General features: G+C 68.5%; 20 protein-coding genes and 1 tRNA gene. 10 read left to right on the top strand and 11 right to left on the bottom strand.

The genetic code is table 11. The features are described from left to right. Positions 1-101 precede the first annotated feature (101 nt). From FSV73_RS04360 to FSV73_RS04385, 6 genes are all read left to right on the top strand, one after another. Positions 102-989, top strand: coding sequence for a LysR family transcriptional regulator (locus FSV73_RS04360; RefSeq protein ID WP_145004466.1), 888 nt, complete (start codon positions 102-104; stop codon positions 987-989). A 92-nt stretch (positions 990-1081) separates the two neighbouring features. Continuing rightward, a complete protein-coding gene (selB, locus tag FSV73_RS04365) occupies positions 1082-2995 on the top strand; it encodes a selenocysteine-specific translation elongation factor (protein ID WP_145004469.1) in 1914 nt (637 codons plus the stop codon). A gap of 9 nt (positions 2996-3004) precedes the next feature. Continuing rightward, a tRNA-Sec gene (locus FSV73_RS04370) sits at positions 3005-3100 on the top strand. A gap of 197 nt (positions 3101-3297) precedes the next feature. After that, complete coding sequence (locus FSV73_RS04375; RefSeq protein WP_145004472.1) at positions 3298-3621, top strand: DUF485 domain-containing protein; 324 nt, start codon at positions 3298-3300, stop codon at positions 3619-3621. Continuing rightward, positions 3618-5462 carry a solute symporter family protein gene (locus tag FSV73_RS04380; protein WP_145004475.1) on the top strand — a complete coding sequence of 615 codons (1845 nt, stop codon included), beginning with the start codon at positions 3618-3620 and terminating at the stop codon, positions 5460-5462. Before FSV73_RS04375 ends, FSV73_RS04380 begins: the two co-directional genes overlap by 4 nt. A 54-nt stretch (positions 5463-5516) precedes the next feature. Next, entirely contained in the window at positions 5517-6551 is a 1035-nt protein-coding gene (locus tag FSV73_RS04385; RefSeq protein WP_145004478.1) for a carbon-nitrogen hydrolase family protein, read from the top strand. On the opposite strand, the gene FSV73_RS04390 is transcribed toward FSV73_RS04385, so the two are convergent. Both FSV73_RS04390 and FSV73_RS04395 read right to left on the bottom strand, forming a co-directional pair. Next, complete coding sequence (locus FSV73_RS04390) at positions 6519-7418, bottom strand: LysR family transcriptional regulator (RefSeq protein ID WP_145004481.1); 900 nt, start codon at positions 7416-7418, stop codon at positions 6519-6521. The genes FSV73_RS04385 and FSV73_RS04390 overlap by 33 nt on opposite strands. A 243-nt stretch (positions 7419-7661) precedes the next feature. Further along, complete coding sequence (locus tag FSV73_RS04395; RefSeq protein WP_145004483.1) at positions 7662-11687, bottom strand: bifunctional nitrate reductase/sulfite reductase flavoprotein subunit alpha; 4026 nt, start codon at positions 11685-11687, stop codon at positions 7662-7664. A gap of 584 nt (positions 11688-12271) precedes the next feature. On the opposite strand from FSV73_RS04395, the gene nirB reads away from it, so the two are divergent. The 3 genes from nirB (at position 12272) to FSV73_RS04410 (ending at position 15891) form a co-directional block, all read left to right on the top strand. Beyond that, a complete protein-coding gene (gene nirB, locus FSV73_RS04400) occupies positions 12272-14821 on the top strand; it encodes a nitrite reductase large subunit NirB (protein ID WP_145004486.1) in 2550 nt (849 codons plus the stop codon). Between the two features lie 2 nt (positions 14822-14823). Next, positions 14824-15180, top strand: a complete 357-nt coding sequence (gene nirD, locus FSV73_RS04405) for a nitrite reductase small subunit NirD (protein WP_145004489.1) — start codon at positions 14824-14826, stop codon at positions 15178-15180. A gap of 501 nt (positions 15181-15681) precedes the next feature. After that, positions 15682-15891 carry a hypothetical protein gene (locus tag FSV73_RS04410; RefSeq protein WP_145004492.1) on the top strand — a complete coding sequence of 70 codons (210 nt, stop codon included), beginning with the start codon at positions 15682-15684 and terminating at the stop codon, positions 15889-15891. A gap of 6 nt (positions 15892-15897) precedes the next feature. Here the strand turns inward: FSV73_RS04410 and FSV73_RS04415 are convergent, their stop codons facing one another. The 5 genes from FSV73_RS04415 to FSV73_RS04435 all read right to left on the bottom strand — a co-directional run bounded on the left by FSV73_RS04415 (position 15898) and on the right by FSV73_RS04435 (position 20963). Beyond that, entirely contained in the window at positions 15898-18441 is a 2544-nt protein-coding gene (locus FSV73_RS04415; protein ID WP_145004496.1) for a bifunctional diguanylate cyclase/phosphodiesterase, read from the bottom strand. A gap of 159 nt (positions 18442-18600) precedes the next feature. Continuing rightward, on the bottom strand, positions 18601-19185 hold the full coding sequence (locus tag FSV73_RS04420; protein ID WP_145004499.1) for a DUF4136 domain-containing protein: 585 nt from the start codon (positions 19183-19185) through the stop codon (positions 18601-18603). Positions 19186-19247: 62 nt separating this feature from the next. Further along, positions 19248-19859, bottom strand: a complete 612-nt coding sequence (locus tag FSV73_RS04425; RefSeq protein ID WP_145004502.1) for a DUF4136 domain-containing protein — start codon at positions 19857-19859, stop codon at positions 19248-19250. Positions 19860-19908: 49 nt separating this feature from the next. Further along, on the bottom strand, positions 19909-20661 hold the full coding sequence (locus tag FSV73_RS04430; protein ID WP_145004505.1) for a methyltransferase domain-containing protein: 753 nt from the start codon (positions 20659-20661) through the stop codon (positions 19909-19911). Further along, entirely contained in the window at positions 20658-20963 is a 306-nt protein-coding gene (locus tag FSV73_RS04435) for a nucleotide pyrophosphohydrolase (protein ID WP_145004507.1), read from the bottom strand. Before FSV73_RS04435 ends, FSV73_RS04430 begins: the two co-directional genes overlap by 4 nt. 117 nt (positions 20964-21080) lie before the next feature. On the opposite strand from FSV73_RS04435, the gene FSV73_RS04440 reads away from it, so the two are divergent. Then, complete coding sequence (locus tag FSV73_RS04440; protein WP_145004510.1) at positions 21081-22199, top strand: hypothetical protein; 1119 nt, start codon at positions 21081-21083, stop codon at positions 22197-22199. 770 nt (positions 22200-22969) lie between these two features. On the opposite strand, the gene FSV73_RS04445 is transcribed toward FSV73_RS04440, so the two are convergent. The 4 genes from FSV73_RS04445 to FSV73_RS04460 form a co-directional block, all read right to left on the bottom strand. After that, complete coding sequence (locus FSV73_RS04445) at positions 22970-23389, bottom strand: GNAT family acetyltransferase (protein ID WP_145004512.1); 420 nt, start codon at positions 23387-23389, stop codon at positions 22970-22972. A gap of 214 nt (positions 23390-23603) precedes the next feature. Beyond that, complete coding sequence (locus FSV73_RS04450) at positions 23604-24629, bottom strand: peptide ABC transporter ATP-binding protein (protein WP_260856021.1); 1026 nt, start codon at positions 24627-24629, stop codon at positions 23604-23606. Beyond that, complete coding sequence (locus FSV73_RS04455) at positions 24616-25647, bottom strand: ABC transporter ATP-binding protein (protein ID WP_145004515.1); 1032 nt, start codon at positions 25645-25647, stop codon at positions 24616-24618. The genes FSV73_RS04450 and FSV73_RS04455 overlap by 14 nt, the downstream gene beginning before the upstream one ends. Further along, entirely contained in the window at positions 25644-26555 is a 912-nt protein-coding gene (locus FSV73_RS04460) for an ABC transporter permease subunit (RefSeq protein ID WP_145004518.1), read from the bottom strand. The genes FSV73_RS04455 and FSV73_RS04460 overlap by 4 nt, the downstream gene beginning before the upstream one ends. Positions 26556-26561 lie beyond the last annotated feature (6 nt).

Below are 26561 nucleotides of genomic sequence, written 5' to 3' on the forward strand. Positions count from 1 at the left end.
CTCTTGGTGGAAAGGAGCCTTCACTGTAGCCAGGGGAGAGCTGTGCGATAATCCGGTCCATGCACAACGGCCTGTTCGGCCAGTCGTACAATGGGGGCTGGATGAATCTGGATGACCTGGCCGCCTTCGCCGCCGTGGCCGAGGCGCGCAGCTTTCGCGGGGCGGCCTATCGGCGTGGGGTGGCGGCCTCGTCCCTGAGCGATGCGGTCCGCCGCCTGGAACGCGAGCTGGAGGTGCGGCTGCTGCATCGCACCACCCGCAGCGTGACGCCCACCGACGCCGGCCAGCGCCTGCTGGAACGCCTGAGCCCGGCCCTGCGCGAGGTGCACGAAGCGCTGGACGCCATCAATGCCGAGGGCGCGAGTCCGGTGGGTAGCCTGAGGCTCAACGTGCCCACCATCGTCGCCCGGGTATTGCTGCCGCCACTGCTGGGGCCCTTTCTGGCCGCCTATCCCGGCATCCGCCTGGAGGTGGTGGCGGACGACCGGCTGATCGATGTGCTGGCGGCCGGCTACGACGCCGGGGTGCGCTACGACGAGCACCTGGAGGGCGACATGATCACCGTGCCCCTGGGCCCGGCCAGCCAGAGATTCGCCGTGGCCGCCTCGCCGGCCTACCTGGCGCGCCACGGCGTACCGCGGCATCCCGCCGATCTCCAGGACCATTCCTGCATCGGTCATCGCTTCGCCAGTGGCCTGGTGGCGCCCTGGGGCTTCGAGCGCGGCAGCGAGAGGGTGCAGATCCAGCCCGGACAACGACTGCTGGCGTCCACCCTGGACCTGGAACTGCAGGGTGCCCTGGAGGGCATCGGCTTGATCTGCTCCTTCGCCGACTACCTGGCCGAGCCGCTGGCGGACGGTCGGCTGGTCGAGGTGCTGGCGGACTGGTCCAGCCCCTTCCCCGGGCCGCGGCTCTACTATGCGGATCGTCGTCACCTGCCCGCCCCGCTGCGCGCCTTCGTCGCCTTCCTGCGCGAGCGTCACGGCTAGGCGAGGTTGGCGGGCGCCGTTACCCTGGGAGCTTGTCTGTCGTCTGGAGTCCCCATGACGTTCGCGTTTTCCCGCCCGCAGGTACGACCCTCATGATCATCGGCACCGCCGGCCACATCGACCACGGCAAGACCGCGCTGATCCAGGCCCTGACCGGCGTCGCCGGGGATCGGCGCCGCGAAGAGCAGGCGCGCGGCATCACCATCGACCTGGGCTACGTCTACGCCGACCTGGGCGATGGCCAGCTCACCGGCTTCATCGACGTGCCGGGCCATGAGCGCTTCGTGCACAACATGCTGGCCGGGGCCAGCGGCCTGGACCTGGCCTTGCTGGTGGTGGCTGCCGACGACGGCGTCATGCCGCAGACCCGCGAGCACCTGGCGATCCTCGAACTGCTCGGTATCCCCCGGGCGCTGGTGGCCGTGACCAAGGCCGACCGGGTAGGCGCGGAGCGTCTCGCCGCGGTGCGGCAGGAGGTCTTTGCGCTGCTCGCCGGCGGTCCCTTCGCCGAAGCGACCTTGTATCCGGTGGCCAGTCCCAGCGGCGCGGGCATCGCCGAGCTGCGCGCCGCCCTGCTCGCCGCCTTGGGCGAGGAGCGCGCGCGCAATGCCCGGGGCGGTTTCCGCCTGGCGGTGGACCGGGTGTTCAGCGTCGCCGGGGCCGGGGTGGTGGTCACCGGCACCGCCTTCGCTGGCCAGGTGGCGGTGGGCGACGAACTCGTCCTCACCCCGCGCGGCCAGCGGCTGCGGATACGTGGCCTGCACGCCCAGAATCGCGCGGCCGAGACGGCGCGGGCCGGCCAGCGCGTCTCCCTCAATCTGGCCGGTGAGCGCCTGAGCACCGACAGCATCGCCCGTGGCGACTGGCTGGTGGCCGAGGCGCTGCATGCGCCCACCACTCGGATCGACGTCGAGCTGCGCCTGCTGCCCGGCGAGGCACGCCACCTGGCCCATTGGACGCCGGTGCACGTGCACCTCGGCGCCCAGGATCTCACCGGTCGCGTCGCCCTGCTGGAGGGCGACAGCCTGGCGCCGGGTGCCTCGGCCCTGGCGCAGTTGGTACTCAATGCGCCGCTGCACGGGGTGCATGGTGATCGCCTGGTGCTGCGCGACCAGTCCGCCCAGCGCACCCTGGGCGGCGCCCGGTTGCTCGATCCCTTCGCCCCGGCGCGTCATCGCCGCACTCCGCAGCGCCTGGCGCAGCTCCAGGCGTTACGCCAGGGCGGCCTGGAAGAGGCGCTGCCCGAGCTGCTGGCCCAGGCCGACGGCGGCCTCGATCCGCGGCTGCTGGCCCGGCAGTTCAACCGGCCCGAAGGTGACTGGCAGCTGCCGACGGATAGCCTGAGGGTAGAGACGAGAGTGGGTCCGCGGCTGTTCGCCTTGCCGCTGTGGCAGGGGGCGCTGGTCCGGTTGAGCGAGGCGCTGGCCACCTTCCACCAGGAGCAACCCGACGAACTGGGTCCGGATCGCGATCGCCTGCGGCGCATCGCGGCGCCGGAGCTGGAACGCCCCGTCTATCTGGCCCTGCTGGAGACGGCCCTGGCCGAGGGGCGGCTGCAGAGCAGCGGTCCCTGGCTGCACCTGCCCGATCACCGGGTGCGCCTCACCGCGGGGGAGGAGGGGCTCAAGGCCCGGCTCTGGCCGCTGCTGGAGGCCCAGCGTTTCGATCCGCCCTGGACCCGGGACCTGGCCAAGGCCCTCGGCCAGCCGGAGGCTGAGGTGCGGTTGCTGTTGCGCAAGCTGGCCCGGCTGGGGGAACTGACCCAGGTGGTCAAGGATCTCTTCTATCCCCAGGCGAGCCTGGAAGCCGCCGCGCGCGAGGCCTTGCGCCTGGAGCGCGAAGCCGGGATCATTCGCGCCGCGGCCTTTCGCGATGCCCTCGGCATCGGTCGCAAGCGCAGCATCCAGATCCTCGAATGCCTGGATCGCATCGGCTTCACCCGTCGCTTCGGCGACGAGCGCCGGGTCCGCCCGGACAGCGCCTGGGCCCGCGCGGCCGAGGGCTAGCACCTCAGAGGAAGGCAATCACGCCCGGTGGCGTGGCCGGGCTTCAAACCCGGTTGGGGACGGCAGCCGTTCCCGGGTGGGTTCGACTCCCACTGCCTTCCGCCATTTCTGCCCTAGGCACCCTCCGCTCACACTGCTTGCAAATCTGCAAGTGGCGTTTCGCCATTGCCGCTCAGGCCGGCTGGCCATAGGCCTTATGCTGGGGGCGTTGTCCCGTCCTAGAGCGTTTGCAAACGCCATCGTGGTCTGGTCGTTCGCGGCCCTTGCCTCCCTGCCGTCCTTCGTCGTCTGGAGTACGGATCATGTCCATTCCTTCCGCTATCCCCTGGGAACTCATCAGCCGTGACACGGAGTTCGTCGCCACCACACGCGCTAAGGCGCGACTGGTCACGGCGCTCATGGTGGTCGCGGCCCTGTACTACTTCGCCTTGCCCCTGGGAGCCTCGTTGCTCAAGCCGCTGTTCCAGCAAAGCCTGGTGGGCCAGCTGAATGTCGGCCTGGTCTTCGCGCTGTCGCAGTATCCAGTGGGCGCCCTGCTGGCGCTGGCCTATCTGCGCGGTACCCGCATCATCGATGCCCGCTTGCAGGCGGTGCGCCAGCGTTATCTGGCGGAGGTGAAGCCATGAGTCGTCATCTTTTAGGGCCGGGAGCGGCGCTCCTGGCGCTCTGGACAATGGCGCCCCCGGCCTTCGCCGCCGAAGCCGTGGTGAGCGCCGACTATCGCACCCTGACCTTCAGCGTCTTCGGCGCCATCCTGCTGCTGACGCTGCTGGTCACCGCCTGGGCGGCGCGCCAGAATCGTTCGGCGAGTGCCTTCTATACGGCCGGTGGCGGGATCAGCGGTCGGCAGAATGGCCTGGCCATCGCCGGAGACTACCTGTCCGCGGCGGCCTTCCTCGGCGTCTCGGGGTTGATCGCCCTCTATGGCTTCGACGGCATTCTCTATGTGGTGGGCTTCTTCGTCGGCTTCGTCCCCGTGCTGTTGCTGGTGGCCGAGCCGTGCCGCAACCTGGGGCGCTACACCCTCGGCGATGTCCTGGCCTTTCGCAATGGCTTCCGGGCGGCCAAGAGCGCGGGCGCCGTCTCCAGCGTGGTCGTAGCCATCTGTTACCTGATCCCCCAGGTAGTGGGTGGTGCGGTGATCATCAAGGCGTTGATCGGCGTGCCGTTCGAGCTATCGGTGGCGTTGGTCGGGGGGCTGATGCTGATCTACGTGTTCTTCGGCGGCATGCTGGCGACCACCTGGGTGCAGTTGATCAAGGCGGTGCTGCTGATCTTCACCTGTTTCCTGCTGGTGGCGCTGGCCTGGGCGCCGTTCGGCTTCCGCATTCCTACCTTTCTCGGCACCCTGGCCGCTGATCCGGCGCTGCGTACCTACCTGGGGCTCCTGGCGCCAGGGCAGGAGGGGACGCGCGCCTTCTTCGAACCAGGTCTCTATCTGAAGAATCCGGTAGAGCAATTCTCGCTGGGGCTGGCCCTGGTACTGGGCACCGCGGCCATGCCCCACGTCTTGATGAGGTTCTTCACCGTGAGCGATGCCGAGCGGGCACGCAGCTCGGTGCTCTGGGCGATGCTGGCCATCGGCGTCTGCCATCTGTTCATCATCGGCATAGGCTTCGCCGCCGCCTATTACGTCGGCTCGGCGACCATCGCCGGCTTCGACAAGGGCGGCAACCTGGCGGCACCCTTGCTGGCGCAATTCCTCGGCGGTGGCGCCGAGAGTCTGCTGGGCAACTTCCTGCTGGCCTTCGTCGCCGCCGTGGCCTTCGCCACCATCGTCGCGGTGGTGGCCGGGCTAGCCCTGGCCGCCGCCTCGGCGCTGGCGCACGATATCTACGTAGGCGCCGTGCGCGGTGGTCAGGTCAGCGAGCGCGAGCAACTGCTGGCCGCCCGCCTGGCCACCGTGGCGGTGAGCCTGGTCGCCATCGTGCTCAGCATCCTGGCCAAGGGACAGAACGTCGCCCACCTGGTGGGGCTGGCCTATGCGGTAGCGGCCTCGGCCAATCTGCCAGCCTTGCTGCTGACCCTCTACTGGCGACGCTGCACCACCGCCGGGGTGTTGGCCGGCGTGATCGGCGGCACCCTCGCGGCGGTGGTCCTGGTGTTGGTCTCACCGAACATGACCTATCCCCAGGCCGTGCGGGCTGCCGCGGAGCAGCGGGTCGCTCAGCTGCAACAACGACTGGATGCCTTGCCGGTCGGTGCCGAGCGCGCCGCCGTGGAAGCCAGCCAAGCCCAGGCGCGGCAAACGGTGGCCGGTATCGCCCCGGATGCGACCAGCCTGGTGGGCCTGGCCCAGCCGCTGATCACCCTGCGCAATCCTGGCTTGATCTCCATTCCGCTGGGCTTCCTGTTGGTGATCCTGGTGTCGCTGCTGCGCCGCGATCCGCTCAGCGAAGGACGCTGGGCCGAGATGCTGGTGCGCCAACACACCGGTCTGGGTATCGACGGCCCGGTCGCCCATTGATCCTGCCGGGCGACGCGTGTCGCCCGGTCCTTTCCTCCCTAGAAGGGCTCTGTCATGACCTCTCTTGCTTCGCTCAAGGCGGCGGCGTGCCACGTCGCGCCGGTGTTCCTGGATAAAACCGCTACCACCGCCAAGGCCATCGACCTGATTCGCGAGGCCGCCGCCAACGGCGCCGAGCTGGTGGTCTTTCCTGAATCCTACATCCCGGCCTTTCCCATCTGGGCGGCGCTATGGTCGCCGCTGCTCAACCACGATCTGTTCGAGGCCATGGTGCACAACAGCCTCTATCCCGCCGGGCCCGAGCTGGCGGCGATCCGCGCCGAGGCCAAGCGTCGCGGAGTGTTCGTCTCCCTGGGCTTCAGCGAACGCAGCGAGGTGAGCGCGGGCTGTATCTGGAACAGCAACGTGCTGATCGGCGACGAGGGGGAGGTGCTGGTGCACCACCGCAAACTGGTGCCGACCTTCTACGAGAAGCTGGTGTGGGCCTCCGGCGATGGCGAGGGTCTGCGGGTGGCCGATACCCGCATCGGCCGGATCGGCGCCCTGATCTGCGGGGAGAACACCAATCCCCTGGCGCGCTACGCCCTGATGGCCCAGGGCGAGCAACTGCATATCTCCTGCTGGCCGGCGCTATGGCCGACGCGTCCACCGGCGGACGGTGGCAATTTCGACAATGTGGCGGCCAACCGCATCCGCGCGGGCGCCCATTCGTTCGAGGCCAAGGCCTTCGGCATCCTCTGTGCGGGCTACATGGATGCGGGGATGCGGGAATTCCTCTTGGCGCGCGATCCAGCGGTGGCTACTATCCTCGATGACACGCCGCGTGGTGCCACTCTGTTCCTCGACCCCACCGGCAGCCAGCTCGGCGGAATGTTGCAGCACGAAGAGGGCATCCTCTACGCCGATCTCGATCTCAATCGCTGCATCGAGCCCAAGCAATTCCACGACGTGGTCGGCTACTACAACCGCTTCGATATCTTCGACCTGCAGGTGGAGCGCCGTCGGCACCAACCGGTGCGCTGGCAGGGTGAGAACGCCTTGGCGAGTCCCTGGCCCTCAATAGGCGTAGAGCGGATCGCTGGCGAATAGCTGCTGGAGAAAGCCCACCACGGCCTTGATGCGCGGCGCGTAGCGCAGGTCGTGGTGCACGCTCAGCCAGAGGTCACGACGGACCTCCACTTCCCGGGCGAGGATGCGTTGCAGACCGAAACGCTGGGCGCCGGCGAATTCGGGCAAGAGCACCAGGCCGCTACCGGCGGCGGCGGCAAACATCTGCGCCAGCATGCTGCTGGACTGGAACACTACCTGGGCCTCGGGGACGGCTTCCTCCAGCCAGCGTACCGCCTCGATCTGCACCAGGTCGTCGATGTAGCCGACGAATTCGTGGGCGCTCAGCTCGGCCACCGTGCGCGGTTCGCCCAGGCGCGCCAGATAGGACGCCGACGTGTAGAGGTGCAGGGCGAAGCGCCCCAGGTGCTCCACGTCCAGGCCGCGCCCGCTGGGTTGGAAGAAGCTCAGGAAGATGTCGGCTTCGCGCCGGGTGACGTGCAGTTGCTGGGTGGAGGTGACCAGCTCCAGGGTGATGCGCGGATGGCTCTGGCTGAAGCGTGGCAGGTGCTGGGTGAGATAGAGGGAGGCGATACCTTCCATGGTGCCGATGCGTACCGGCCCGGCGGCTTCTCGCGCCTGACCGCCAAGGCTGGCCAGCGCGGCGGTATAGGCGCTGTCCATGGGGTCGGTGGCGGCGAGAACCTGGTGCCCAAGGGTATTGAGTTGCAAGCCCTTGGGCGTGCGCTCGAACAGGCTGGCGCCGAGGGCCTGTTCCAGGTGCGCCAGGCGGCGGCTGACGGTGGATTGGTCGACCTTCAGTCGCTTGGCCGCTCGCGCCAGGCTGCCGGCACGGGCCAGTTCGAGAAAGATACGCAGGTCATCCCAGTTCAGGTGTTTGGAGAACATGGCTCAAGACGGGCGGTGAGGGGCGCTGCCAGCTTGGCAGCATTGTGGTCGCCGGCCAAGGCCACTGGGTGGCTGGCATGGGACTAGCGGGCGCTGCGCTCCAGGCGGCGACCGGGCGAAAACTCAGACGAGTACGACTCCTACTGCCCTCCGCCATTTTGGCGCTGGCGAAGGGACCCTCACCCTAGCCCTCTCCCAGGGGGAGAGGGGACTGTTTCGGCGCGGTTGATTGCGTCCTTAATCCTAATACACGTCCTTCAGATAGCGCTTCTGCTCGGTCATCCCGCGCACGTAGTCAGCGGCGGCCTCGTCGCTGAGGTGGCCGTGGCGGGCCACCACCTGGCGCAGGGCCTGGTCGACGTCCTTGGCCATGCGGCTGGCATCGCCGCAGACGTAGACACGGGCGCCTTCCTGCAGCCAGCGCCAGACCTCGGCGCCGCGTTCGCGCAGGCGATCCTGGACATAGATCTTCTCGGCCTGGTCGCGGGAGAAGGCCAGGCTGAGTTCGCTCAACAGGCCATCGCGCTGGAAGGCTTCCAGTTCGTCGCGGTAGTAGAAGTCATGGGCGGCGTGCTGTTCGCCGAAGAACAGCCAGTTGCGGCCGCTGTCGCCACGGGCGCGGCGTTCGTGGAGGAAGCCGCGGAAGGGCGCGATGCCGGTGCCGGGGCCGATCATGATCAGCGGCACGTCGCCCTGCTCCGGCAGGCGGAAGTGGCGCGAGGGCTGGATGTGGACCTCGGTGGTGGCGTCCTGCAGGCGATCGGCGAGGAAGGTCGAGGCCACGCCCTTGCGGCTGCCGTAGCGGACCGCCGAGACGGTGAGATGCACCTGGCCGGCGTGGGCCAGGGGGCTGGAGGCGATGGAGTAGAGCCGCGGCTGCAGGCGCTTGAGGCTGGCGAGCAATTCATCGGCGGCGAGACGAGCGGGGAAGCTGGCCAGGACGTCGGCCAGTTGCCGGCCCCAGAGCCAGCTTTTCAGTTCCTCGCGAGCGGCCAGCAGGGCGCGGCAGTCGGCATGGCCGCTGCGTTCGGCCACCAGGGCCAGGGTTTCGTTGCTGGGGCGGGCGATTTCGTAGTGCTCGGCCAGCGCCTGCCGCAGGGATAGCTCGCCGACCTTGGGTACCGTGACTTCCTGTTCGCCGTCCAGATGGGTCAGGGCGAGGATTTCCTCCACCAGCTCGGGGCAGTTGCGCGCCCTCACGCTCATGGCATCACCCGCCTGGTAGGCGAGGGGCTGCTCGCTTTCGAAGCCGAACAGCCGGACTTCCTTGTTGGAGCCGGCGCCATTGAGCCGCTGGTTGATGACCAGGCGCGCCGGTACCGGGGCGGGGCGGCTCGCCGAGGTCGTGCTGACGGCGGGGGCGCTGCCGGCGGCAGGGGCCAATAGCTGCTGCAGCCCGGCCAGCCAGGCATCGGCGCCGTCGTGCCCGTCGGCATCGCAGTCGAGCCGCGCGCAGAGGCGGCGGGCGCCGAGTTCGGCCAGGCGGGCATCGAGGCGCTGGCCGTGGCCGCAGAATTGATCGTAGGTGGAATCCCCCAGGGCCAACACGGCGTAGTCCAGCTCGGCCAGGGAGGCATCGAGGCGACTGAGGCCCTGCCAGAAGGCCTGGCCATTGTCCGGGGCCTCGCCGTCGCCGAAGGTGCTGCTGACCAGCAGGGCGCGGCGGGCACTACCCAGGCGTTCCACCGCGTAGGCGGCCATGTCGTGCAGCTCCACCGCCAGCCCCGCGTCCCGCAGGCGCGAGGCGCAGCGCTCGGCCAGGGCTTCGGCGCTACCGGTCTGGGAGGCCCAGAGCACCACCAGGTCGGCGGGGGTGGCAGGTGCCAGGGGTTCGGTTTGGGGTTGCGGCAGGCGGCTGTACAGCCCGGCGAGCAGGCCGTCCAGCCAGAGGCGGGTATCGGCGGCCAGCGGTGCCTGGGCCGGCAGGCAGGGCACGCCCTGGAGTCCACCGTCGCGCAGGCCATCCAGGAAGCCGGCCAGGTAGGTGCGTTCGGTGGCGCTGAGCGGGGGGCGCATGGCGGTGGCGACACCAGTGAGTTCGGCCAGGCGGTCGAGCGCGGGTAGCCGCGAGTCATCCCTCGCGGGTTCGTCGGCCGGCAGCTGGCGGTGATCTATGGTGGCGACGCGGGTCAGGCGCACGGCGCAGACCTTGAGTTCCGGCTGCTGGGAAAGTGGGTCGATGGCATCGCTGGTGACGGCGTTGATGGCCAGGTCCGGGCCGTGCACGTCGGCCCAGTGGAAGGGGGCGAAGCAGTTGCCGGGCTGGACCCGGTCGCTGAGGGTCACCGGCAGGACGGCGCGTCCACGGCGAGAGGTGATTTCCAGGCGGTCACCGTCCTTGAGCCCCAGCGCCTGGGCGTCCTGGGGGTGCACCTCGACGAAGGGCGCCGGGTTGAGGCGGTTGAGGGCGGCGATCTTGCCGGTCTTGGTCAGGGTGTGCCACTGGTGCTGCAGCCGGCCGGTGTTGAGCACGAAGGGGTAGTCGTCGTCGGGCAGTTCCGCCGGCTCCAGGTGCGGGCGGGCGAAGAACTGCGCCTTGCCGCTGGGGGTGGCGAAATTGAAGGCGGTCGGCGCACCGGCGGCGTCCAGGCGCAGGGTCTGGCTGCGACCGTCGTTCAGATAGCGGATCGGCTGGCGCGGGGCGCTTTCCGGGCTGGCGCAGGGCCATTGCAGCGGCGTCTCGCGCAGGCGCGCATGGCTGGCGCCGCGCAGGTCGTAGCCGGTCTGCGGATTGTGGAACTGCGTGAGCTCCTCGAACACCTCGGCGGCCGAGGTATAGGCGAAGTGCTCGCCATACCCCATCGCGATTGCCACGTCGGCGATGATCCGCCAGTCGGCGCGGGCATCGCCGGGCGGGGTGACGGCCTGTTGCGCCAGGGTTAGGTTGCGCTCGGAATTGATCTGCACCCCGTCGGCCTCGGCCCAGAGCGCGCCGGGCAGCAGGATGTCGGCGTATTGGTTGGTCTCGGTGTCGAGGAAGGCATCCTGGGTGATCACCAGCTCGGCGGCCTGGAGCCCACGGATGACGCTGGCGCGATTGGCCACGCTGGCCACCGGGTTGGTGCAGATGATCCAGCAGGCCTTGACGCTGCCGGCGGCCATCTCCTCGAACAGGGCGATGGTGCCCTGGCCCAGGCGGGTGTGCAGGGTGCCCGCCGGTACGCCCCAGGCCTGCTCGACGAAGCGGCGGTCGGCGGCGGACAGCACGCTGCGCTGGCCGGGCAGGCCGGGGCCCATGTAGCCCATCTCGCGTCCGCCCATGGCGTTGGGCTGGCCGGTGAGGGAGAAGGGGCCGCTGCCGGGGCGGCAGATCTTGCCGGTGGCCAGGTGCAGGTTGCACAGGGCGTTGGTGCTCCAGGTGCCGTGGGTGCTCTGGTTCAGGCCCATGGTCCAGAGGCTGGTCCATTCGCCGGCCTCGCCGATCCAGCGCGCGGCGGTGCGGATGTCCGCCTCGGCCAGGCCCGTCCCGGCGGCGACGCGCGCCGGGGTGTAGTCGGCGAGAAAGGCCGGCATGGCCGCCCAGCCTTCGGTATGGGCGGCGATGAAGTCCGCATCGAGATAGCCCTCGGCGTGCAGCAGGTGCAGCAGGCCGTTGAGCAGCAGCAGGTCGCTGCCCGCGCGCAGTTGCAGGAACAGATCGGCCTTCTCGGCGGTGGCGGTGCGCCGCGGGTCGATGACGATCAGCTTGGCGCCGCTCTTGATGCGGTCCAGCAGGCGCAGGAAGAGGATGGGGTGACAGTCGGCCATGTTGGCGCCACTGACCAGGAAGAGGTCGGCGCGGTCGAGGTCGTCGTAGGAGCCGGGTGGGCCATCGGCCCCGAGGGACAGCTTGTAGCCGGTGCCGGCACTGGCCATGCACAGCCGGGAGTTGGATTCGAGCTGGTTGGTGCCGATGCAGCCGCGTGCCAGCTTGCTGACCAGGTACTGGGCTTCCAGCGACAGCTGGCCGGAAACATAGAAGGCAATCGCGTCCGGCCCGTCGCGTTCGAGGATGGCGCGCAGCCGCTCGGCGGTGGCGGTGATGGCCTGGTCGAGGCCGGTCTGCACCGGTTGGTGGGAGCGGTCGCTCCTGATGTAGGCGTGCTCCATGCGTCCGCTGTCCACCAGCGCCTGGTGGCTGGTACTGCCCTTGGTGCAGAGCCGGCCACGGTTGGCCGGATGGTCGCGATCACCGCTGACCTTGGTCACCCGGCCGTCTTCCACCTGCATGACGAGCCCGCAGCCGACGCCGCAGTAGGGGCAGACGCTCTTGATGTGGGTAGTGGCCATGGCGAGGATCCCTGCAAGACGGAAAGCAAAAAGGCGCCGGTCGCTCTCCCCGCGGGGAAGCGAACACGGCGCCTTTGTCGTGAAGGAGAGCGATCGGCGTTGACCGCTCCCGGTAGGCAGGGTTTAGCAAGGGCCGCGCCAGCTCGACCCTGCTGCTGGCGTGAGCGGCATGGGGACTGGCCTGGCACTGGCTGGGCAGGGTCCACCGGACTCGTCTTGCTCGCCGCGCGGATGCGCCGTGACGGGGCAGATGGGGTGGTCTTGCACCGTTGTGGTTCCGCTGGGCGACCACCCGGCCACCGGCGCAGGCTCGCCATCGACGGCTCGAGGCCGCGCCGGACCTGGTTTTCCTGGCGCGGATGCGAAACTGGCACAGCCGATGCAGAAGCCTTGGCAGACCCGCCAATTCGGGTCGCCCGGTCGATCAACGGCGATCGACTGCCACTGCAGGCGACGGGCACGGAACAGAGCCAAGAGCTCTTCCGCACAGAGAACAGGCAAAGGCGCCTGAGACCGCAAGGTTTCAGGCGCCTTTTTTATTGCCGCGAATCAACCTGATTGGCCTCGGCCGGGGGATAGCCTCAATGAACAGCATCGTGACCCGCAAAGAACGCCTGATCGTCGTCGGCAACGGCATGGTCGGTCATCACCTCGTCGAGCAACTGCTGGCCGCCGGCGCCCTGGATCACTACGAGATCCACGTCTTCGGCGAAGAGCGCCAGCGCGCCTATGACCGGGTCCACCTCTCCGAATACTTCGCCGGTCGCGACGCCGAATCCCTGGCCATGAGCGAAGCCGGCCTCTATGCCGTACCCGGTCTGGTGCTGCACCTGGGCTGCGCCGTCACCGCCATCGACCGCGAACAGCGCCAGGTACTGACCCCTGACGGCGCCTTTGGCTACGAACGCCTGGTGCTGGCCACCGGCTCCTATCCCTTCGTACCGCCCATCGAGGGTGCCGAGGGCGATTCGCGCCTGGTCTACCGTACCCTGGACGACCTGGACACCATCCGCCTGGCCGCCGCCAAGGCCCGCCGTGGCGTGGTGGTCGGCGGTGGCCTGCTCGGCCTGGAAGCGGCCAACGCGCTGAAATCCCTGGGCCTGGAAGCCCACGTGGTGGAATTCGCCCCGCGGCTGATGCCGGTGCAGCTGGACGACCTGGGTGGCGCCGCGCTCCGGCAGCGGATCGAAGACCTCGGCGTGGGCGTGCACCTGTCCAAGGCCACCCAGAACATCACCGCCGGCAGCGACTACCGCTACCGCATGAACTTCGCCGGCGAGGATTTCCTCGAGACCGACCTGGTGCTGTTCTCCGCCGGTATCCGCCCCCAGGATGCCCTGGCGCGTAGCTGCGGCCTGGAGCTCGGCCCGCGTGGCGGGGTGGCGGTGGACAATCTCTGCCTGACCAGCGACCCCGCCATCTACGCCATCGGCGAGTGCGCCGCCTGGAACGGCAGCATCTTCGGCCTGGTCGCCCCCGGCTACCAGATGGCACGCCTGGTCTCCGCCGAGCTGTGCCACGGCCAGAGCAGCCCCTTCACCGGCGCCGACATGTCCACCAAGCTCAAGCTGCTGGGCGTGGACGTGGGTTCCATCGGTGATGCCCACGGCGCCACCCCGGGTGCGCGCAGCTATCGCTACATCGACGAGGCCAGTGCCAGCTATCGCCGCCTGGTGGTTTCCGCCGACGGCAAGCAGGTGCTCGGCGCCGTGCTGGTGGGCGACAACAGCTACTACGATACCCTGTTGCAATATGCCCAGAACGGCATCCCGCTGCCCCAGGACCCGGCCAGCCTGATCATGCCGGTGGGCGAGGGCGCCCCGACCCTGGGCGCCGATGCCCTGCCGGCCACCGCCACCCTCTGCTCCTGCCACAACGTCACCAAGGGCGCGGTGTGCGCCGCCATCGACGCCGGCTGCACCGACCTGGCCGGCATCAAGAGCTGCACCAAGGCCGCCACCGGTTGCGGCGGTTGCGCCGCGCTGGTCAAGCAGGTGTTCGAGCACGAGCTGATGGCGCGGGGCGTCGAAGTCGACAAGAGTCTCTGCGAACACTTCGCCCATACCCGCCAGGAGCTCTATCACCTGGTGCGGGTGTCAGGCATCGAGAGCTTCGACGAGCTGCTGGCGCAGCATGGCCGCGGTCACCATGGCTGCGACATCTGCAAGCCGGCAGTGGCGTCCATCCTGGCGTCCTGCTGGAACGGCTCCATCACCGATCCGCACCTGGTGCCGCTGCAGGACACCAACGACACCTTCATGGCCAACATGCAGAAGAACGGTACCTACTCGGTGGTGCCGCGCATCCCGGGTGGCGAGATCAGCCCGGAAGGCCTGATCGCCATCGGCCAGGTGGCGAAGAAATACGACCTCTACACCAAGATCACCGGCGGCCAGCGCATCGACCTGTTCGGCGCCCAGCTGCACGAACTGCCGGACATCTGGGGCGAGCTGATCGCCGCCGGCTTCGAGACCGGCCATGCCTACGGCAAGTCCACCCGCACGGTGAAGAGCTGCGTGGGCAGCACCTGGTGCCGCTACGGGGTGCAGGACAGCGTCAAGATGGCGCTGGACATCGAGCACCGCTACAAGGGCCTGCGCGCCCCGCACAAGCTCAAGTTCGCCGTCAGTGGCTGCACCCGCGAATGCGCCGAGGCGCAGAGCAAGGACATCGGCGTGATCGCCACCGAGAACGGCTGGAACCTCTATGTCTGCGGCAACGGCGGCATGCGGCCGCGCCACGCCGAGCTGTTCGCCACCGACCTCGACGACGAGACCCTGATCCGCTACATCGACCGCCTGCTGATGTTCTACATCCGCACCGCCGACCGCCTGCAGCGCACCTCGGTGTGGCGCGAATCGCTGGAGGGCGGGCTGGACTACCTCAAGCAGGTGATCATCGAGGACAGCCTGGGCCTGGGCGCCGAGCTGGAAGCCCAGATGCAGCTGGTGGTCGACCGCTACGAGTGCGAATGGGCCAACGCCCTGAGCGATCCCGACAAGCTCAAGCGCTTCCGTACCTTCGTCAACCAGCGCGGCAGCGACCCGGACATCCACTTCGTCAAGGAGCGCGGCCAGCGCCGGCCGGCGCGCCAGGACGAACTCCAGCTCATCGCCGTCACCGAGGAGGCCTGACCATGACCCAGACCCAAACCGCCCAGACCTTGCAACCCGCCTGGCAGCCACTGTGCAGCCTGGCCGACCTGGTGCCCCAGTCCGGCGTGGTGGCCCTGCATGAGGGGGAGCAGGTGGCGCTGTTCTACCTGCCCGACACCGAACAGCAGGTCTTCGCCGTGGGCAACCGCGACCCCAAGTCCGGCGCCAACGTTATCGGCCGCGGCATCGTCGGCCACCTCGGTGGCGAGCTGGTGATCGCCTCGCCGCTGTACAAGCAGCATTACCGGCTGAGTGACGGCGGCTGCCTGGAGTATCCCGAGCAGCGGCTACCGACCTGGACGGTGCGGCTGAACGGGGATCGGGTGGAGATCGCCTGAGACGGCTTGGCCCTCACCCCAACCCTCTCCCCGAGGGAGAGGGGGTGGGAGTGGTGGGTGACTGCCAAGCAGTCGGCGTAGCCTGGACAACGGCGGAGCCTTGTCCAGGACCGAGTCGAATAGGGTTGGTTTGCCCTCACCCCAGCCCTCTCCCGAGGGGAGAGGGGGCGGTAGGGAGTCGAGCGAGACCGTGGCGCCTGTAGCCTGGACAACGGCGAAGCCTTGTCCAGGATCAAACTGAACAGGGTTGGTTGGCCCTCACCCCAGCCCTCTCCCGAGGGGAGAGGGGGCCGTAGGGAGTCGAGCGAAACCTTGGCGCCTGTAGCCCGGACAAGGTCGCCGCCTGGTCCGGGCTCCTGCTGTCCGACTGTTGCATTCCGGACAGAGCAGCGTTGTGCGATCCGTGCGCGCGCAGGCCGGCAAAAGGGCCGCGGTGGGTCGATACTCAAGGAGCGGGGCGCTGTCCGCGCGATCCTTGCGTTCGCCCCGTGGGAGGTCCTCATGCGCACGACAAGAACAATTCGCTCCGCGCTGTTCATCGCCTTGCTGCTGGTGTTGGCGACGGTGGCGCTGCTGGAAGGGTGGCGGACGCAGCCGGTGCTGGAACCGGCCTTGCGCGCCGATCCGGTCTGTACCCATGGCTACGCGCCCTACGGCTGTTATCCGGTACCGGCCCGCGGCGGTGACCTGGGGTGGCTGGAGCGGCTCTAGGCGTGATCAGCCCGGCGCTGCCACCGTGGCGAGTAGAGGTGCCAATTGGGCCGCTGACAAGGCGCTGCCCAGGTAGTCGCCCTGAACCTCAGCGCACTGCTGGATGCGCAGCCATTCCCATTGCGCTGCGCTTTCGATGCCTTCTGCGGCTACCGTCAGGCCCAGCGATCGTCCGAGCGTGATCAGTGCCTGGCCGACGGCCGGGTCGAGCGCTCGGCGTTCGTGCGGGAGAAGGAAGCGTCGATCGATGCGGATCCCGTCTAGCACCTGGTGACGCAGGAGTTCGAGCGCGGCCGAACCGCTGCCGAAGTCGATCAGACTTAGCCGTACGCCCAACGCCTTGAGCGCGCTCAACTGCGCCGGTAGCTCGCCAATGCTGCCTTCCAGCAGGGCTTCGCTGAACTGTAGCTCCAGACGGTTGGGCGCCAGGCCGCTGCGCGCCAGGGTCTGGGCGACGACCTCCACCAGCGGCGTGCGTCCAGAGAATTGGCGGGCATTCAAGGGCACGGCAACCTTGATGGCGGCAGGCCAACCGGCTGCCTCCTGGCAGGCGGTGTGGAGCAGCCAGAGCCCCAAGGAAAGACTGAGGCCGGTGTCCTCGGCCAGCGGCAGAAAGATATCCGGCAGCAATAGCCCCTGCTCGGGGTGCGCCCAGCGCAGCTGAGCTTCGCAGCCGCACAGGCGGTTGGTCTCTGGGGCGAAGCGCGGCAGGAAGTAGAGGCGTAGCTGCTCCAGGGGCAGTGCCTGGCGCAGCTCCTGCTCCAGCTGGCGTCTTTGACTGAGCTGGGCGTCCATTTCCCGAGCATGGAAGCACCAGCGGTTGCGCCCGGCGGCCTTGGCCTGGTAGAGCGCGATGTCGGCCAGTCGCAGCAGCGCTTCGGGCTGTGCGGCCTGGTTGGACGCCTGGGCGACGCCGATACTGGTGCCGACGCTGACGATTTGCTCTTCCAGCACGATGGGGCGGTTCAGGGTGGCCACCAGGCGGACGCAGATCTGCTCGATCACCGTCTTGTCCAGCGCCCCTACCAGCACCACGATGAATTCATCGCCACCCACCCGGGCCACCAGCCCGCCGGGTCTCAGACTGGCCTGCAGGCGCTGGGCGACCTCCTGCAGCACGCGATCGCCAGCGGCATGACCGAGGCTGTCATTGATCGGTTTGAAGCGGTCCAGGTCCAGGCTGAGCAGGGTCAGGTCGGCCGGTTTATCTGCCAGATGGCTGGCGAGGAATTGCTGGAGGTGCAAGCGGTTCGACAGACCGGTCAGGCTGTCATGCTGAGAAAGGTGCTCGATCTCGGCCTGGGCGGTGAAGGCGGCGGTGATGTCGCTGGCGGTGCCCCGATAGCCAGCCCCCTTTGGCAGGGGCCGTGCGGTGATCTCGCAGACGCGTGCCTGGCCCAGGCGGTCGCGATAATGACAACGCAGTACCTCACGCTCATCGCGGCGGTCGGCGCTGGCGGCCAGCCAGGTGGCCAGGGTCGTGGTCTCCGGGCTGAACAGTTCGGCGAGAGGACGGCCGAGCCAGCTATGTGGCGTATTGCCGGTGATCCGGGCGAAGCGCTCGGAGAGATAGGAGAGGCGCCCCTCGGCGTCGATCTCCCAGAGCCAGTCGGACGCCGCCTCGGCCAGATCGCGGAACCGCTGTTCGCTGCGGGTCAGCTCCGCCTCGTTGGCCACCAGCACATCGAATTGCTCATCCAGCTGGCGTGCCGAACTCAGGGCGTGGCGAATCAGCAGCGCCAGCACCAAGGCCAGCGTCAGGGCCCCAGCGAGGAACAGCGGCAGGGTCCGGTGCAGCAGGTGGGCGCCGGGCTGTGGCGGATGCCAGTTCAGCAGCCAGGAAGAATTCAGCATCCGCATGGATTCGAAATCGGCCAGCGGCTCGTGGGAGGGCTGCAGGTCCGGCAAGCCGTAGGTCTCGCTGAGATGGTCCAGCTTGGCCTGGTCGAGCACGTTGACGAACAGCATCACCGATGGGGTACCGGGGATCGGTGCCACGCTGTAGGCATTGCCGGTGGTAATGGTCGCGGCGGCGACCAGGGCCGGCATGCCACCTACGCTGAACAGGCGCACCAGGCTTTCGCTTTCCCCGGGATGGCCACGAGCCGCCGCCAGCAACTCGGTCAGATCGCCATCCAGCCATTGCCCGATGGGCGCTGCCGAGGGCAGGCCGTTGATGACGGCATAGACGGTGCGATCCTGGGCATTCAAGACGAAAACGCCGTTGTAGCCATACAGCTCGTAGGGAATATCGCCGACGTTGCGCTCATCGTTGGCCCAGAACAGGTCGACCTTCAGGTGCAGGTTCTTATAGGCCTCGCCCCACTTGGCGTAATTGATGATGTTGTGGGCGATCTCGTACTGCACCTGGCCCAGGGTGCGGGCGATGTATTTCTGCGCGCGTTGTTGAACGTCGGCATCCTGGTTGGTGGCGGTCTTGACCAGCAGGTAGCAGCCGAGGCCGAGCAGGATCGGCAGGGCGCAGATGACCGGGAACAACCGTAGCAACAGCTGGTGACTGCGGCGGGTGGCGATGGGGGCTGACGACATGGCGAACCTGAACGAGGCTGGTCGAACGGCCGGGTGCACGCGCTCTGGTCAAGCACGGCGCGGTGCGGCCCGGCCCAGAGCCATTATCCGCAACGTCGGCTAGGCGGCTTTACGCCATCGGACCGGGGGCGGTTCCGAGCCGCCCGGACGGTCGACCGCTCAGGGACGCGGGGGATAGCGGGTCAGCAACTCGTTGACCAGCCGGCCGAAGGCGGCGCTGCGTTGCGCCGGTGTGGCGCCCTGATCGTCGACCAGGCGTTCTTCGCTGGCGCGCCAGACCAGCTTGCCATCGCGACCGTCGAGCATGTCGAGTTGTACCGTCATCACCGGATAGTTGACGGTCTGGGTCCGTACGTAGCTCGGCCCCCAAGGCCCGGGACTCCAGGCAGAGCCCCAGGGACCACCCCACCCCGGACCCCAGTAGGGGTCGGCATAGCTGATGCTCTGCTGGCGCTGGTCGAGGATCACGTACAGCTTGATCTTCAGGTCCGCACGGCTGCCAGCGGCCGCGGGTCGCAGGCCGCGCTGGTCGAGGCCGCCGCTGACCGCCTCGCGCAGGCGCTGTTCGGTGAGGTCGCTGCGGATCCGCGGGTCGTTGGGGCGGTACTCGATGGCCGGGTCCGCCCAGCTCCAGCTGCGATAGGCCGCGAAGTCACGGCTGGCATCGTAGTCCAGGTTACGGGGACCCTGCTCGGCACAGGCCGCCAACAGCAGGACCGAAAGCAGCAGGAGACAGCGTTTCATGGGTAATCCTCTGGGTGAGGGAGCCAGTCTGCTTGGACTGGCTTAAGGTCGACTTATCCCCCTCAGCTCGGCGGATAGTTGGCCAGCACGCGGCGGGTGGTGTCGCGCAGGGCGCGGGCACGTTCGCCGGCGCTGCCCCCGGCGGCCTGCTCGGCGGCCGAGTGCCAGAGCACGCGCCCGCTGGCGGGGTCCAGCAGCTCCACCTCCAGGACGTCCACCAGAAAGGTCCGGGTACGGGTCCGCGCCTGGCCGACGGTGGCGCCATAGCCGGGGCCGTAGCCATAGGGACCATAGCCACCATAGCCATAGTTGGTGTCGTAGTAGTCGGTGTACTGCTCGGTGCGCTGCTGCTGGGTGAAGCGGGCGCGCACCTGCAGGTCGGCGCGGGTACCGCCCAACGCCGGGCGCAGGCCGCGCTGGTCGAGGCCATCGGCCACGGCCTGCTGGACGGTCTGGCCATCCAGGGCGCCGCTGACCACCGCCGCGCCGGGTGCCCAGGCCCAGGTCCGATAGCGACTCCAGTCCAGGGGCGCGGCCGGATAGGCGGCGGGGTCCTGCTGCGGCAGTACCGGCACCGCCGCCTCGGGCAGGCTGCTGGCGACATAGGGGTTGGGGCTCTGGCAACCGGCCAGGGCGAGCAGCGTGAGCGACAGGCACAGCAGGGGGCGACGCATGACCAGCTCCTCGAAGGAATGCCTGGGCCAGAGCATACCGTGCCCGACGCTATCCTGCCTTAGCCCGGCAGAGCCAGTGCAGATAGCGCCCCAGGCCGGCGAAGGCGGGATGGCGCCGATGCGCCAGTTCCATGGCCACCAACTCCTCGCCATCGGCGCGGGCCTGGAAGTCGGGCGGCATGTAGTCGTGGAACACCCGCACGCCGCTGCGCGCCTGGACCTGCCAGTGGGGCGCCAGCCAGCCTTCCACCTCGCGCGGATCGAGGGGCTGCTGTGGCGTGAGGCCACGGCCCTCGCCGGCGTAATGGCCGCGCCTGAGCTTGCGGAAATGCCCCTTGAGCAGGTTGCGGTAGATCAGGGCATCGCGGTTGTAGAAGGCCAGCGACAGCCAGCCATCCGGGGCCAGGCAGCGCCGCAGCGTCGGCAGGATCGCCGTGGGCGTGTCCAGCCATTCCAGCACCGCGTGGCAGAGCACCAGGTCGAAGGGTTCGGCGAAGGCGGGCAACTCCTGCCAGGACAGGGCCAGCCAGTCGGCCTGGACCCCGGCGGCGGCGAAGGCCTCCTGGGCCCCGGCGAGCATGGGCGCCGAGGGCTCGGCCAGGGTCACCGCATGGCCCTGCTGGGCCAGCCAGAGACTCATGTGGCCCAGGCCCGCGCCTATGTCCAATACCCGCAGGGGGCGGGGCGGCAGCACCTCGTTGAGATCGGCCTGCAGCACCGCCAGGCGGATGGCACCCTTGGTGCCGCCATAGATGTTGGCGGCGAAGCGGGTCGCCCGGTCATCGAAGAAGGTATCGCTCATGGCAGGAAGCGCCGCTCGTTGTCGGCCAGCTTGGCCAGTACCGCCTGTTCCACGTCCAGCTCCAGCTCGCTGCCCAGTTGCAGCAGGTAGAGCAGCACATCGGCGAGTTCCTGGCCGGCGTGTTCGCGCTCGGCCGGACTCAGGTCGCGGGCCTCGGCATCGCTCTTCCACTGGAAGATCTCCACCAGCTCGGCCATCTCGACGCTGGCGGCCATCGCCAGGTTCTTGGGGTTGTGATAGCGCCGCCAGGCGTTGGCATCGCGGATGGCATGCAGGCGGGTGAGCAGGGCGGGGAGGTCCATGGGCGTCCAGGCGTTCGACAAAACGCCATTGTCCCATGCCCGGCGGAGGCGGGCGACAGCCTGGCTCCGCTGCTCTACCCTTGGACCTCCACTCGGACGCTGATTGCTGGAGACCTGATGATGTTCCGCCGCTGCGGGTTGCTGCTGGCCCTGGTCGTGCTTACCGGTGTCGCCCACGCCGACAAGCTGCTGCTGGAAGGCACCCTGGGCCAGGCTGCCGTGGTGGTCGAGGTCGATCCCACCGCCAACGATGAAGCCTATGGCCGCTACTTCTACGACCGCTATCGCCGCGACCTGCGTCTGAGCGGTCCGGCGCAAACGGGTGATCGGCTCAGGCTGGAGGAGGGCGCGCCCTGGCAGGACGGGCCCAAGGCGCACTGGACCTTGACGCGTGGCCAGGATGGCCGCTGGAGCGGAAACTGGAGCGGCGACGGCAAGACCTTGCCGCTGAACCTGGCGCCGCTGCAGCTGGCAGACGCTGCGGCCACCAGCCCCTATCAGCGCAGGCTGCGCCAGGACGATCCCTACGAATTCCGTCGTCTCCAGGGTTTGCACCTGGAGCAGGGCGAACGCCAGGCCTTCAGGGGCCGTACCCTGCTTTGGTGGCGCGAACCGGTCTCCGGCATGCGCCTGTTCACCGTGGAGGGCGCCAGCGAGGCGGCCAATGCCAAGCTGCACGAGCGTCTCTGGCAGGAAGTGGATGCGCACCTGAGCTGCATCGGCAGTGACGGCGATCACCGCCTGACGGTGACGCCGCAGCTGCTCACCGAGCGGCTGCTCAGTGTCAACCTGTTCAGCGAATACAGCTGTAGCGGCGCCGCCCACCCGGATTTCGGCAGCGCCCCCCTGACCCTGGACCTCGAGAGTGGACGCGAGCTGGCGTTGGAAGACCTGCTCTGGCTCGGCCGTGGCCAGCCGATTCGCCCGGCAGCGGACGACCGCTATTCCCAGGCGCTGGCGGATTACCGGGAAAAGACCCTGGCGCCCTGGGTGGTCCGGCTGTTCACCCGCCTGTATCCCCGGCTGCTGCGAGCGCCGACCAAGGGCGACGGCTGCAACTACCGCAGCGCCGACGTCTGGCAATTCGCGCCCTGGTACCTGACGCCCAACGGCCTCTACCTGGGCCCGACCTTCTACCGCGCCGCCCGCCACTGCGACGAACCCGGCGGCACGCTGATTCCCTATGCCGAGGTGCGCAAGCACCCGGGGCCGTTGGCCGAGTTGCTGCCGCGTTGACGAGGGTCGGGTCGAGCGCAGCCCTGATCCTTGGGTGCGCTGCCCCGTTGGGCTTCGACGATGGAGCCGTCTCAGCCCAACCTACCGGTCATCCGTAGGTTGGGTTGAGCGCAGCGAAGCCCAACGATGCCCAGGTCCAGCCCGCCTGTTGGGCTTCGACGATGAAGCCGTCTCAGCCCAACCTACCGGTCACCCGTAGGTTGGGCTGAGCGCAGCGACGCCCAACGGTGCCCAGGTCCAGCCCGCCCTGTTGGGCTTCGACGATAAAGCCGTCTCAACCCAACCTTCCGGTTCTCCGTAGGTTGGGTTGAGCGCAGCGAAGCCCAACGGTGCCCAGGTCCAGCCCGCCCTGTTGGGCTTCGACGATGGAGCCGTCTCAGCCCAACCTACCAGTCATCCGTAGGTTGGTGCTGAGCGCAGCGAAGCCCAACGGTGCCCAGGTCCAGCCCGCCCTGCTGGGATGCGACGATGAAGCCGTCTCAACCTAACCTACCGGTCACCCGTAGGTTGGGTTGAGCGCAGCGAAGCCCAACGGTGCCCAGGTCCAGCCCGCCCTGTTGGGCTTCGACGATGGAGCCGTCTCAGCCCAACCTACCGGTCACCCGTAGGTTGGGTTGAGCGCAGCGAAGCCCAACGGTGCCCAGGTCCAGCCCGCCCTGTCGGGCTGCGACGATGAAGCAATCTCAACCCAACCTACCCGGTAGCCGGCGAAGTCCCCGTCGGCGGTCGCTGAGCACCGCGAAGCCCGGCGCCGCAACGCAGGAAGCCGCCTAATCGTCAGCGATCAGCCGCTTGCCCAGGGTGACGACCTCGGCCTCGGTGTAGCCCAGGGCCGCATAGAAACCGATGATCGCCGCGTTGTCCCGGCGCACCATCAGCTGCAGCTTGGGGCAGCCCCGCTCGGTCAGCAGCCGTTCGGCGGTCTGTACCAGCCGGCGCGCATGGCCTCGGCGCTGGTACTCGCGGGCTACCGCCAGATAATAGAGCCAGCCGCGATGACCATCGGTGCCGACCATGGCACTGGCCATCAACGTACCGTCCACCTCGCCCACCAAGAACAGCTCCGGTTGCTCGGCCCGCTTGCGCTCGATGTCGCGGTAGGGATCGTTCCAGGGGCGGGTCAGGCCACAGGTCTGCCAGAGGCTGACCACGGCCGCGGTATCGCTTGGCTGGAAAGGGCGGATATGCATGGGAAGTCCGGCAGCGGGATGAAGCCCAACGATAACAGGTGCGTTCGAGGATGCTGCTGGCTTTGACGGCTCCATCGCGGCCATGGGCCGCTCCTACGGGTTCTGATCACCCTGTAGGAGCGGCCCATGGCCGCGATAAGAGAATTGCTGCTACGTACCAGCGTCAGTGAGTAGGTTGGATTGATCGCCAGAGACGCCCAACGGCCCCGGTGGCCTAGAGAAAATTCTCCGCATAGTGGCAAGCCACCTGGCGGGCTTCCACGTTGCGCAGGGCCGGCACCTCGGTCTTGCACTTCTCCGTCGCATAGGGGCAGCGCCGGTGGAAGACGCAACCGGGTGGCGGGTCCAGCGGATTGGGCAGCTCACCCTGGATGCGGATGCGCGGCTTGCTCGGGTCCGGGTGCAGACTCGGGGTGGCCGACAGCAGCATCTGGGTGTAGGGATGCAGCGGCCGCTCGAACAGCCGGTCGCGACTGGTCTTCTCGACGATGCTGCCGAGGTACATCACCATCACTTCGTCGGCGATGTGGCGCACCACCGAGAGGTTGTGGGAGATGAACACATAGGCGGTGCGGTACTGCTGCTGCAGGTCCATGAACAGGTTGAGCACCTGCGCCTGGATGGACACGTCCAGCGCCGAGGTCGGCTCGTCCGCCACCAGCACCTTGGGCTGCAGCATCATGGCGCGGGCCACGGCGATGCGCTGGCGCTGGCCGCCGGAGAACATGTGCGGATAGCGCTGGTAGTGCTCCGGCCGCAAGCCCACCTGCTGCATCATCGCCTGCACCTTCTCGCGCCGTTCGCTGCGGGAGAGGCTGGTGTTGATCTGCAGCGGCTCGGCCAGCTGGTCGCCGATCTTGCGCCGCGGATTGAGCGAGGCGTAGGGATTCTGGAACACCATCTGCACGTCGCGGCGCAGCGCCTTGCGGCGCGCGGCGTCGGCCTGGGCGACGTCCTGGCCACCGATGACCAGGCTGCCGGCGGTGGGCTGCTCGATCAGCGTCAGGGCGCGGGCCAGGGTGGACTTGCCGCAGCCGGACTCCCCCACCACGGCCAGGGTACGCCCGGCCTGGAGGTCGAAGGAGACGCCGTTGAGCGCCTTGACCGTGGCGCTGTCCTTGAACAGCCCGCGGGAGACTTGGTAGTGCTGGGTCAGGCCCTTGGCTTCGAGCACGAGGTGCTCGGGCGCCGGCTCCGGGGTACTGGAGCGGGCGAGGACGGTGGCTTCAGACGGCGCCATGGCGATCCTCCGGCAACTGGCTGGGACGTTGATGTTCGGGCAATACCTCGGGCGCCTCCCCCGGGGCGACGTTGCGCGGGAAGAAGCAGCGCACCGCACCGCGGTCGTAGGGCTCCAGCGCCGGACGCTCCTGGCAGCGCGGCTGCACATAGGGGCAGCGCGGACTGAGCAGGCAGCCGGCCGGCCGGTCGTAGCGGCCGGGGACGATGCCCGGCAGGGTGTGCAGGCGGTCCGTCTGGCTGTGCTCGGGAATGGCGGCCAGCAGCGCCTCGGTATAGGGATGGGCGGGGGCGTCGAACAGCGTCGGCACCACGCCTTTCTCCACCGCCTGGCCAGCGTACATCACCACCACGCGCTGGGCGGTCTCGGCCACCACGGCGAGGTCATGGGTGATGAGAATCAGCCCCATGCCCTCGTCGCGCTGCAGGTTGACCAGCAACTCCATGATCTGCGCCTGGATGGTCACGTCCAGGGCGGTGGTGGGTTCGTCGGCGATCAGCAGGCGCGGCTCGGCGGCGATGGCCATGGCGATGGCGACGCGCTGGCTCATGCCCCCGGAGAGTTGGTGCGGATAGGCGTTCAGCCGACTGGCGGCGGCCGGGATCTCGACCTTTTCCAGCAATTCCAGGGCGCGCTGGCGGGCCTTGCCGCCCTTGAGGCCAAGGTGCTGGCGGATTACCTCTTCGAGCTGGAAGCCCACGGTATAGCTGGGATTGAGCGCCGTCATCGGGTCCTGGAAGACCATCGACAGCTCCTTGCCGATCAGGTGGCGCCGGCGGCGGCCCTTGAGGCTGAGCAGGTCCTGGCCGTCAAAGGCCAGGCGGTCGGCGGTGATGCGGCCGGGGTGATCGATCAGGCCCATCACGGCCATCATGGTCACCGACTTGCCGGAGCCGGATTCACCGACGATGGCGACGATCTCGCCCTGATCCACCGTGAGATCGAGGCCTTCCACCACCGGCGGGGCGTCGGTACCGCCGAAGCGCACCGAGAGGTTCTGGATTTCGAGGAGGCTCATGACTGCACCTTCAGACGCGGATCGAGGGCATCGCGCAGGCCGTCGCCCATCAGGTTGATGGCCAGCACGGTGAAGAGGATGGCGAGACCCGGCAGGGTCACCACCCACCAGGCGCGCTCGATGTAGTCGCGGGCCGAGGCCAGCATGGTGCCCCACTCGGGGGTGGGCGGCTGCACGCCGAGGCCGAGGAAGCCCAGGGCGGCGGCATCGAGGATCGCCGAGGAGAAGCTCAGGGTGGCCTGCACGATCAGCGGCGCCATGCAGTTGGGCAGCACGCTGACGAACATCAGCCGCAGGGTACCGGCGCCGGCCAGCCGCGAGGCGGTGACGTAGTCGCGGTGCAGTTCGCCCATCACCGCGGCGCGGGTCAGGCGCACGTAGGACGGCAGCGAGACGATGGCGATGGCCACCACGGTGTTGATCAGCCCTGGGCCGAGGATGGCGACGATGGCCACCGCCAGCAGCAGCGAGGGCAGCGCCAGCATGATGTCCATCAGGCGCATGATCACCGGACCGGCGCGATTGGGCGAGAAGCCGGCGACCAGGCCGAGCAGGATGCCGGGGATCAGTGAGAAGACCACCGAGGCCAGGCCGATCAGCAGTGACAGCCGCGCGCCATGGATCAGCCGGCTGAGGATGTCGCGGCCCAGTTCGTCGGTGCCCAGCGGGAACTGGCTCTGGCCGCCGTCCAGCCACAGCGGCGGGGTGAGCATGAAGTCGCGGAACTGCTCGCTGGGCGCATGGGGCGCGACCCAGGGTGCGAAGAGCGCGCAGAACACCACGATGACCATGAAGATCAGCCCGCCCAGGGCGCCCTTGTTGCGGGCGAAGGCGTGCCAGAACTCCTTGAAGGGGGAGGGGTAGAGGGCGCTCGGGTCTTGAGCGGCCGGGGTGTTTACCGTTGTCATAGGCTC

The organism is Pseudomonas oryzihabitans (genome assembly GCF_007665395.1).
In the GTDB taxonomy this organism is placed as follows: Bacteria; Pseudomonadota; Gammaproteobacteria; order Pseudomonadales; family Pseudomonadaceae; genus Chryseomonas; species Chryseomonas psychrotolerans_C.

What these genes read in the sequence shown, in the direction of transcription:
- FSV73_RS04455 (WP_145004515.1), bottom strand. Translation starts at nt 25,647, where the DNA reads ATGAGCCTCCTCGAAATCCAGAACCTCTCGGTGCGCTTCGGCGGTACC.
- FSV73_RS04360 (WP_145004466.1), top strand. Translation starts at nt 102, where the DNA reads ATGAATCTGGATGACCTGGCCGCCTTCGCCGCCGTGGCCGAGGCGCGC.
- FSV73_RS04425 (WP_145004502.1), bottom strand. Translation starts at nt 19,859, where the DNA reads ATGCGTCGCCCCCTGCTGTGCCTGTCGCTCACGCTGCTCGCCCTGGCC.
- FSV73_RS04460 (WP_145004518.1), bottom strand. Translation starts at nt 26,555, where the DNA reads ATGACAACGGTAAACACCCCGGCCGCTCAAGACCCGAGCGCCCTCTAC.
- FSV73_RS04375 (WP_145004472.1), top strand. Translation starts at nt 3,298, where the DNA reads ATGTCCATTCCTTCCGCTATCCCCTGGGAACTCATCAGCCGTGACACG.
- FSV73_RS04380 (WP_145004475.1), top strand. Translation starts at nt 3,618, where the DNA reads ATGAGTCGTCATCTTTTAGGGCCGGGAGCGGCGCTCCTGGCGCTCTGG.
- FSV73_RS04450 (WP_260856021.1), bottom strand. Translation starts at nt 24,629, where the DNA reads ATGGCGCCGTCTGAAGCCACCGTCCTCGCCCGCTCCAGTACCCCGGAG.
- FSV73_RS04435 (WP_145004507.1), bottom strand. Translation starts at nt 20,963, where the DNA reads ATGGACCTCCCCGCCCTGCTCACCCGCCTGCATGCCATCCGCGATGCC.
- FSV73_RS04395 (WP_145004483.1), bottom strand. Translation starts at nt 11,687, where the DNA reads ATGGCCACTACCCACATCAAGAGCGTCTGCCCCTACTGCGGCGTCGGC.
- FSV73_RS04415 (WP_145004496.1), bottom strand. Translation starts at nt 18,441, where the DNA reads ATGTCGTCAGCCCCCATCGCCACCCGCCGCAGTCACCAGCTGTTGCTA.
- FSV73_RS04390 (WP_145004481.1), bottom strand. Translation starts at nt 7,418, where the DNA reads ATGTTCTCCAAACACCTGAACTGGGATGACCTGCGTATCTTTCTCGAA.
- FSV73_RS04385 (WP_145004478.1), top strand. Translation starts at nt 5,517, where the DNA reads ATGACCTCTCTTGCTTCGCTCAAGGCGGCGGCGTGCCACGTCGCGCCG.
- selB (WP_145004469.1), top strand. Translation starts at nt 1,082, where the DNA reads ATGATCATCGGCACCGCCGGCCACATCGACCACGGCAAGACCGCGCTG.
- nirB (WP_145004486.1), top strand. Translation starts at nt 12,272, where the DNA reads ATGAACAGCATCGTGACCCGCAAAGAACGCCTGATCGTCGTCGGCAAC.
- FSV73_RS04430 (WP_145004505.1), bottom strand. Translation starts at nt 20,661, where the DNA reads ATGAGCGATACCTTCTTCGATGACCGGGCGACCCGCTTCGCCGCCAAC.
- FSV73_RS04420 (WP_145004499.1), bottom strand. Translation starts at nt 19,185, where the DNA reads ATGAAACGCTGTCTCCTGCTGCTTTCGGTCCTGCTGTTGGCGGCCTGT.
- FSV73_RS04440 (WP_145004510.1), top strand. Translation starts at nt 21,081, where the DNA reads ATGATGTTCCGCCGCTGCGGGTTGCTGCTGGCCCTGGTCGTGCTTACC.
- FSV73_RS04445 (WP_145004512.1), bottom strand. Translation starts at nt 23,389, where the DNA reads ATGCATATCCGCCCTTTCCAGCCAAGCGATACCGCGGCCGTGGTCAGC.
- FSV73_RS04410 (WP_145004492.1), top strand. Translation starts at nt 15,682, where the DNA reads ATGCGCACGACAAGAACAATTCGCTCCGCGCTGTTCATCGCCTTGCTG.
- nirD (WP_145004489.1), top strand. Translation starts at nt 14,824, where the DNA reads ATGACCCAGACCCAAACCGCCCAGACCTTGCAACCCGCCTGGCAGCCA.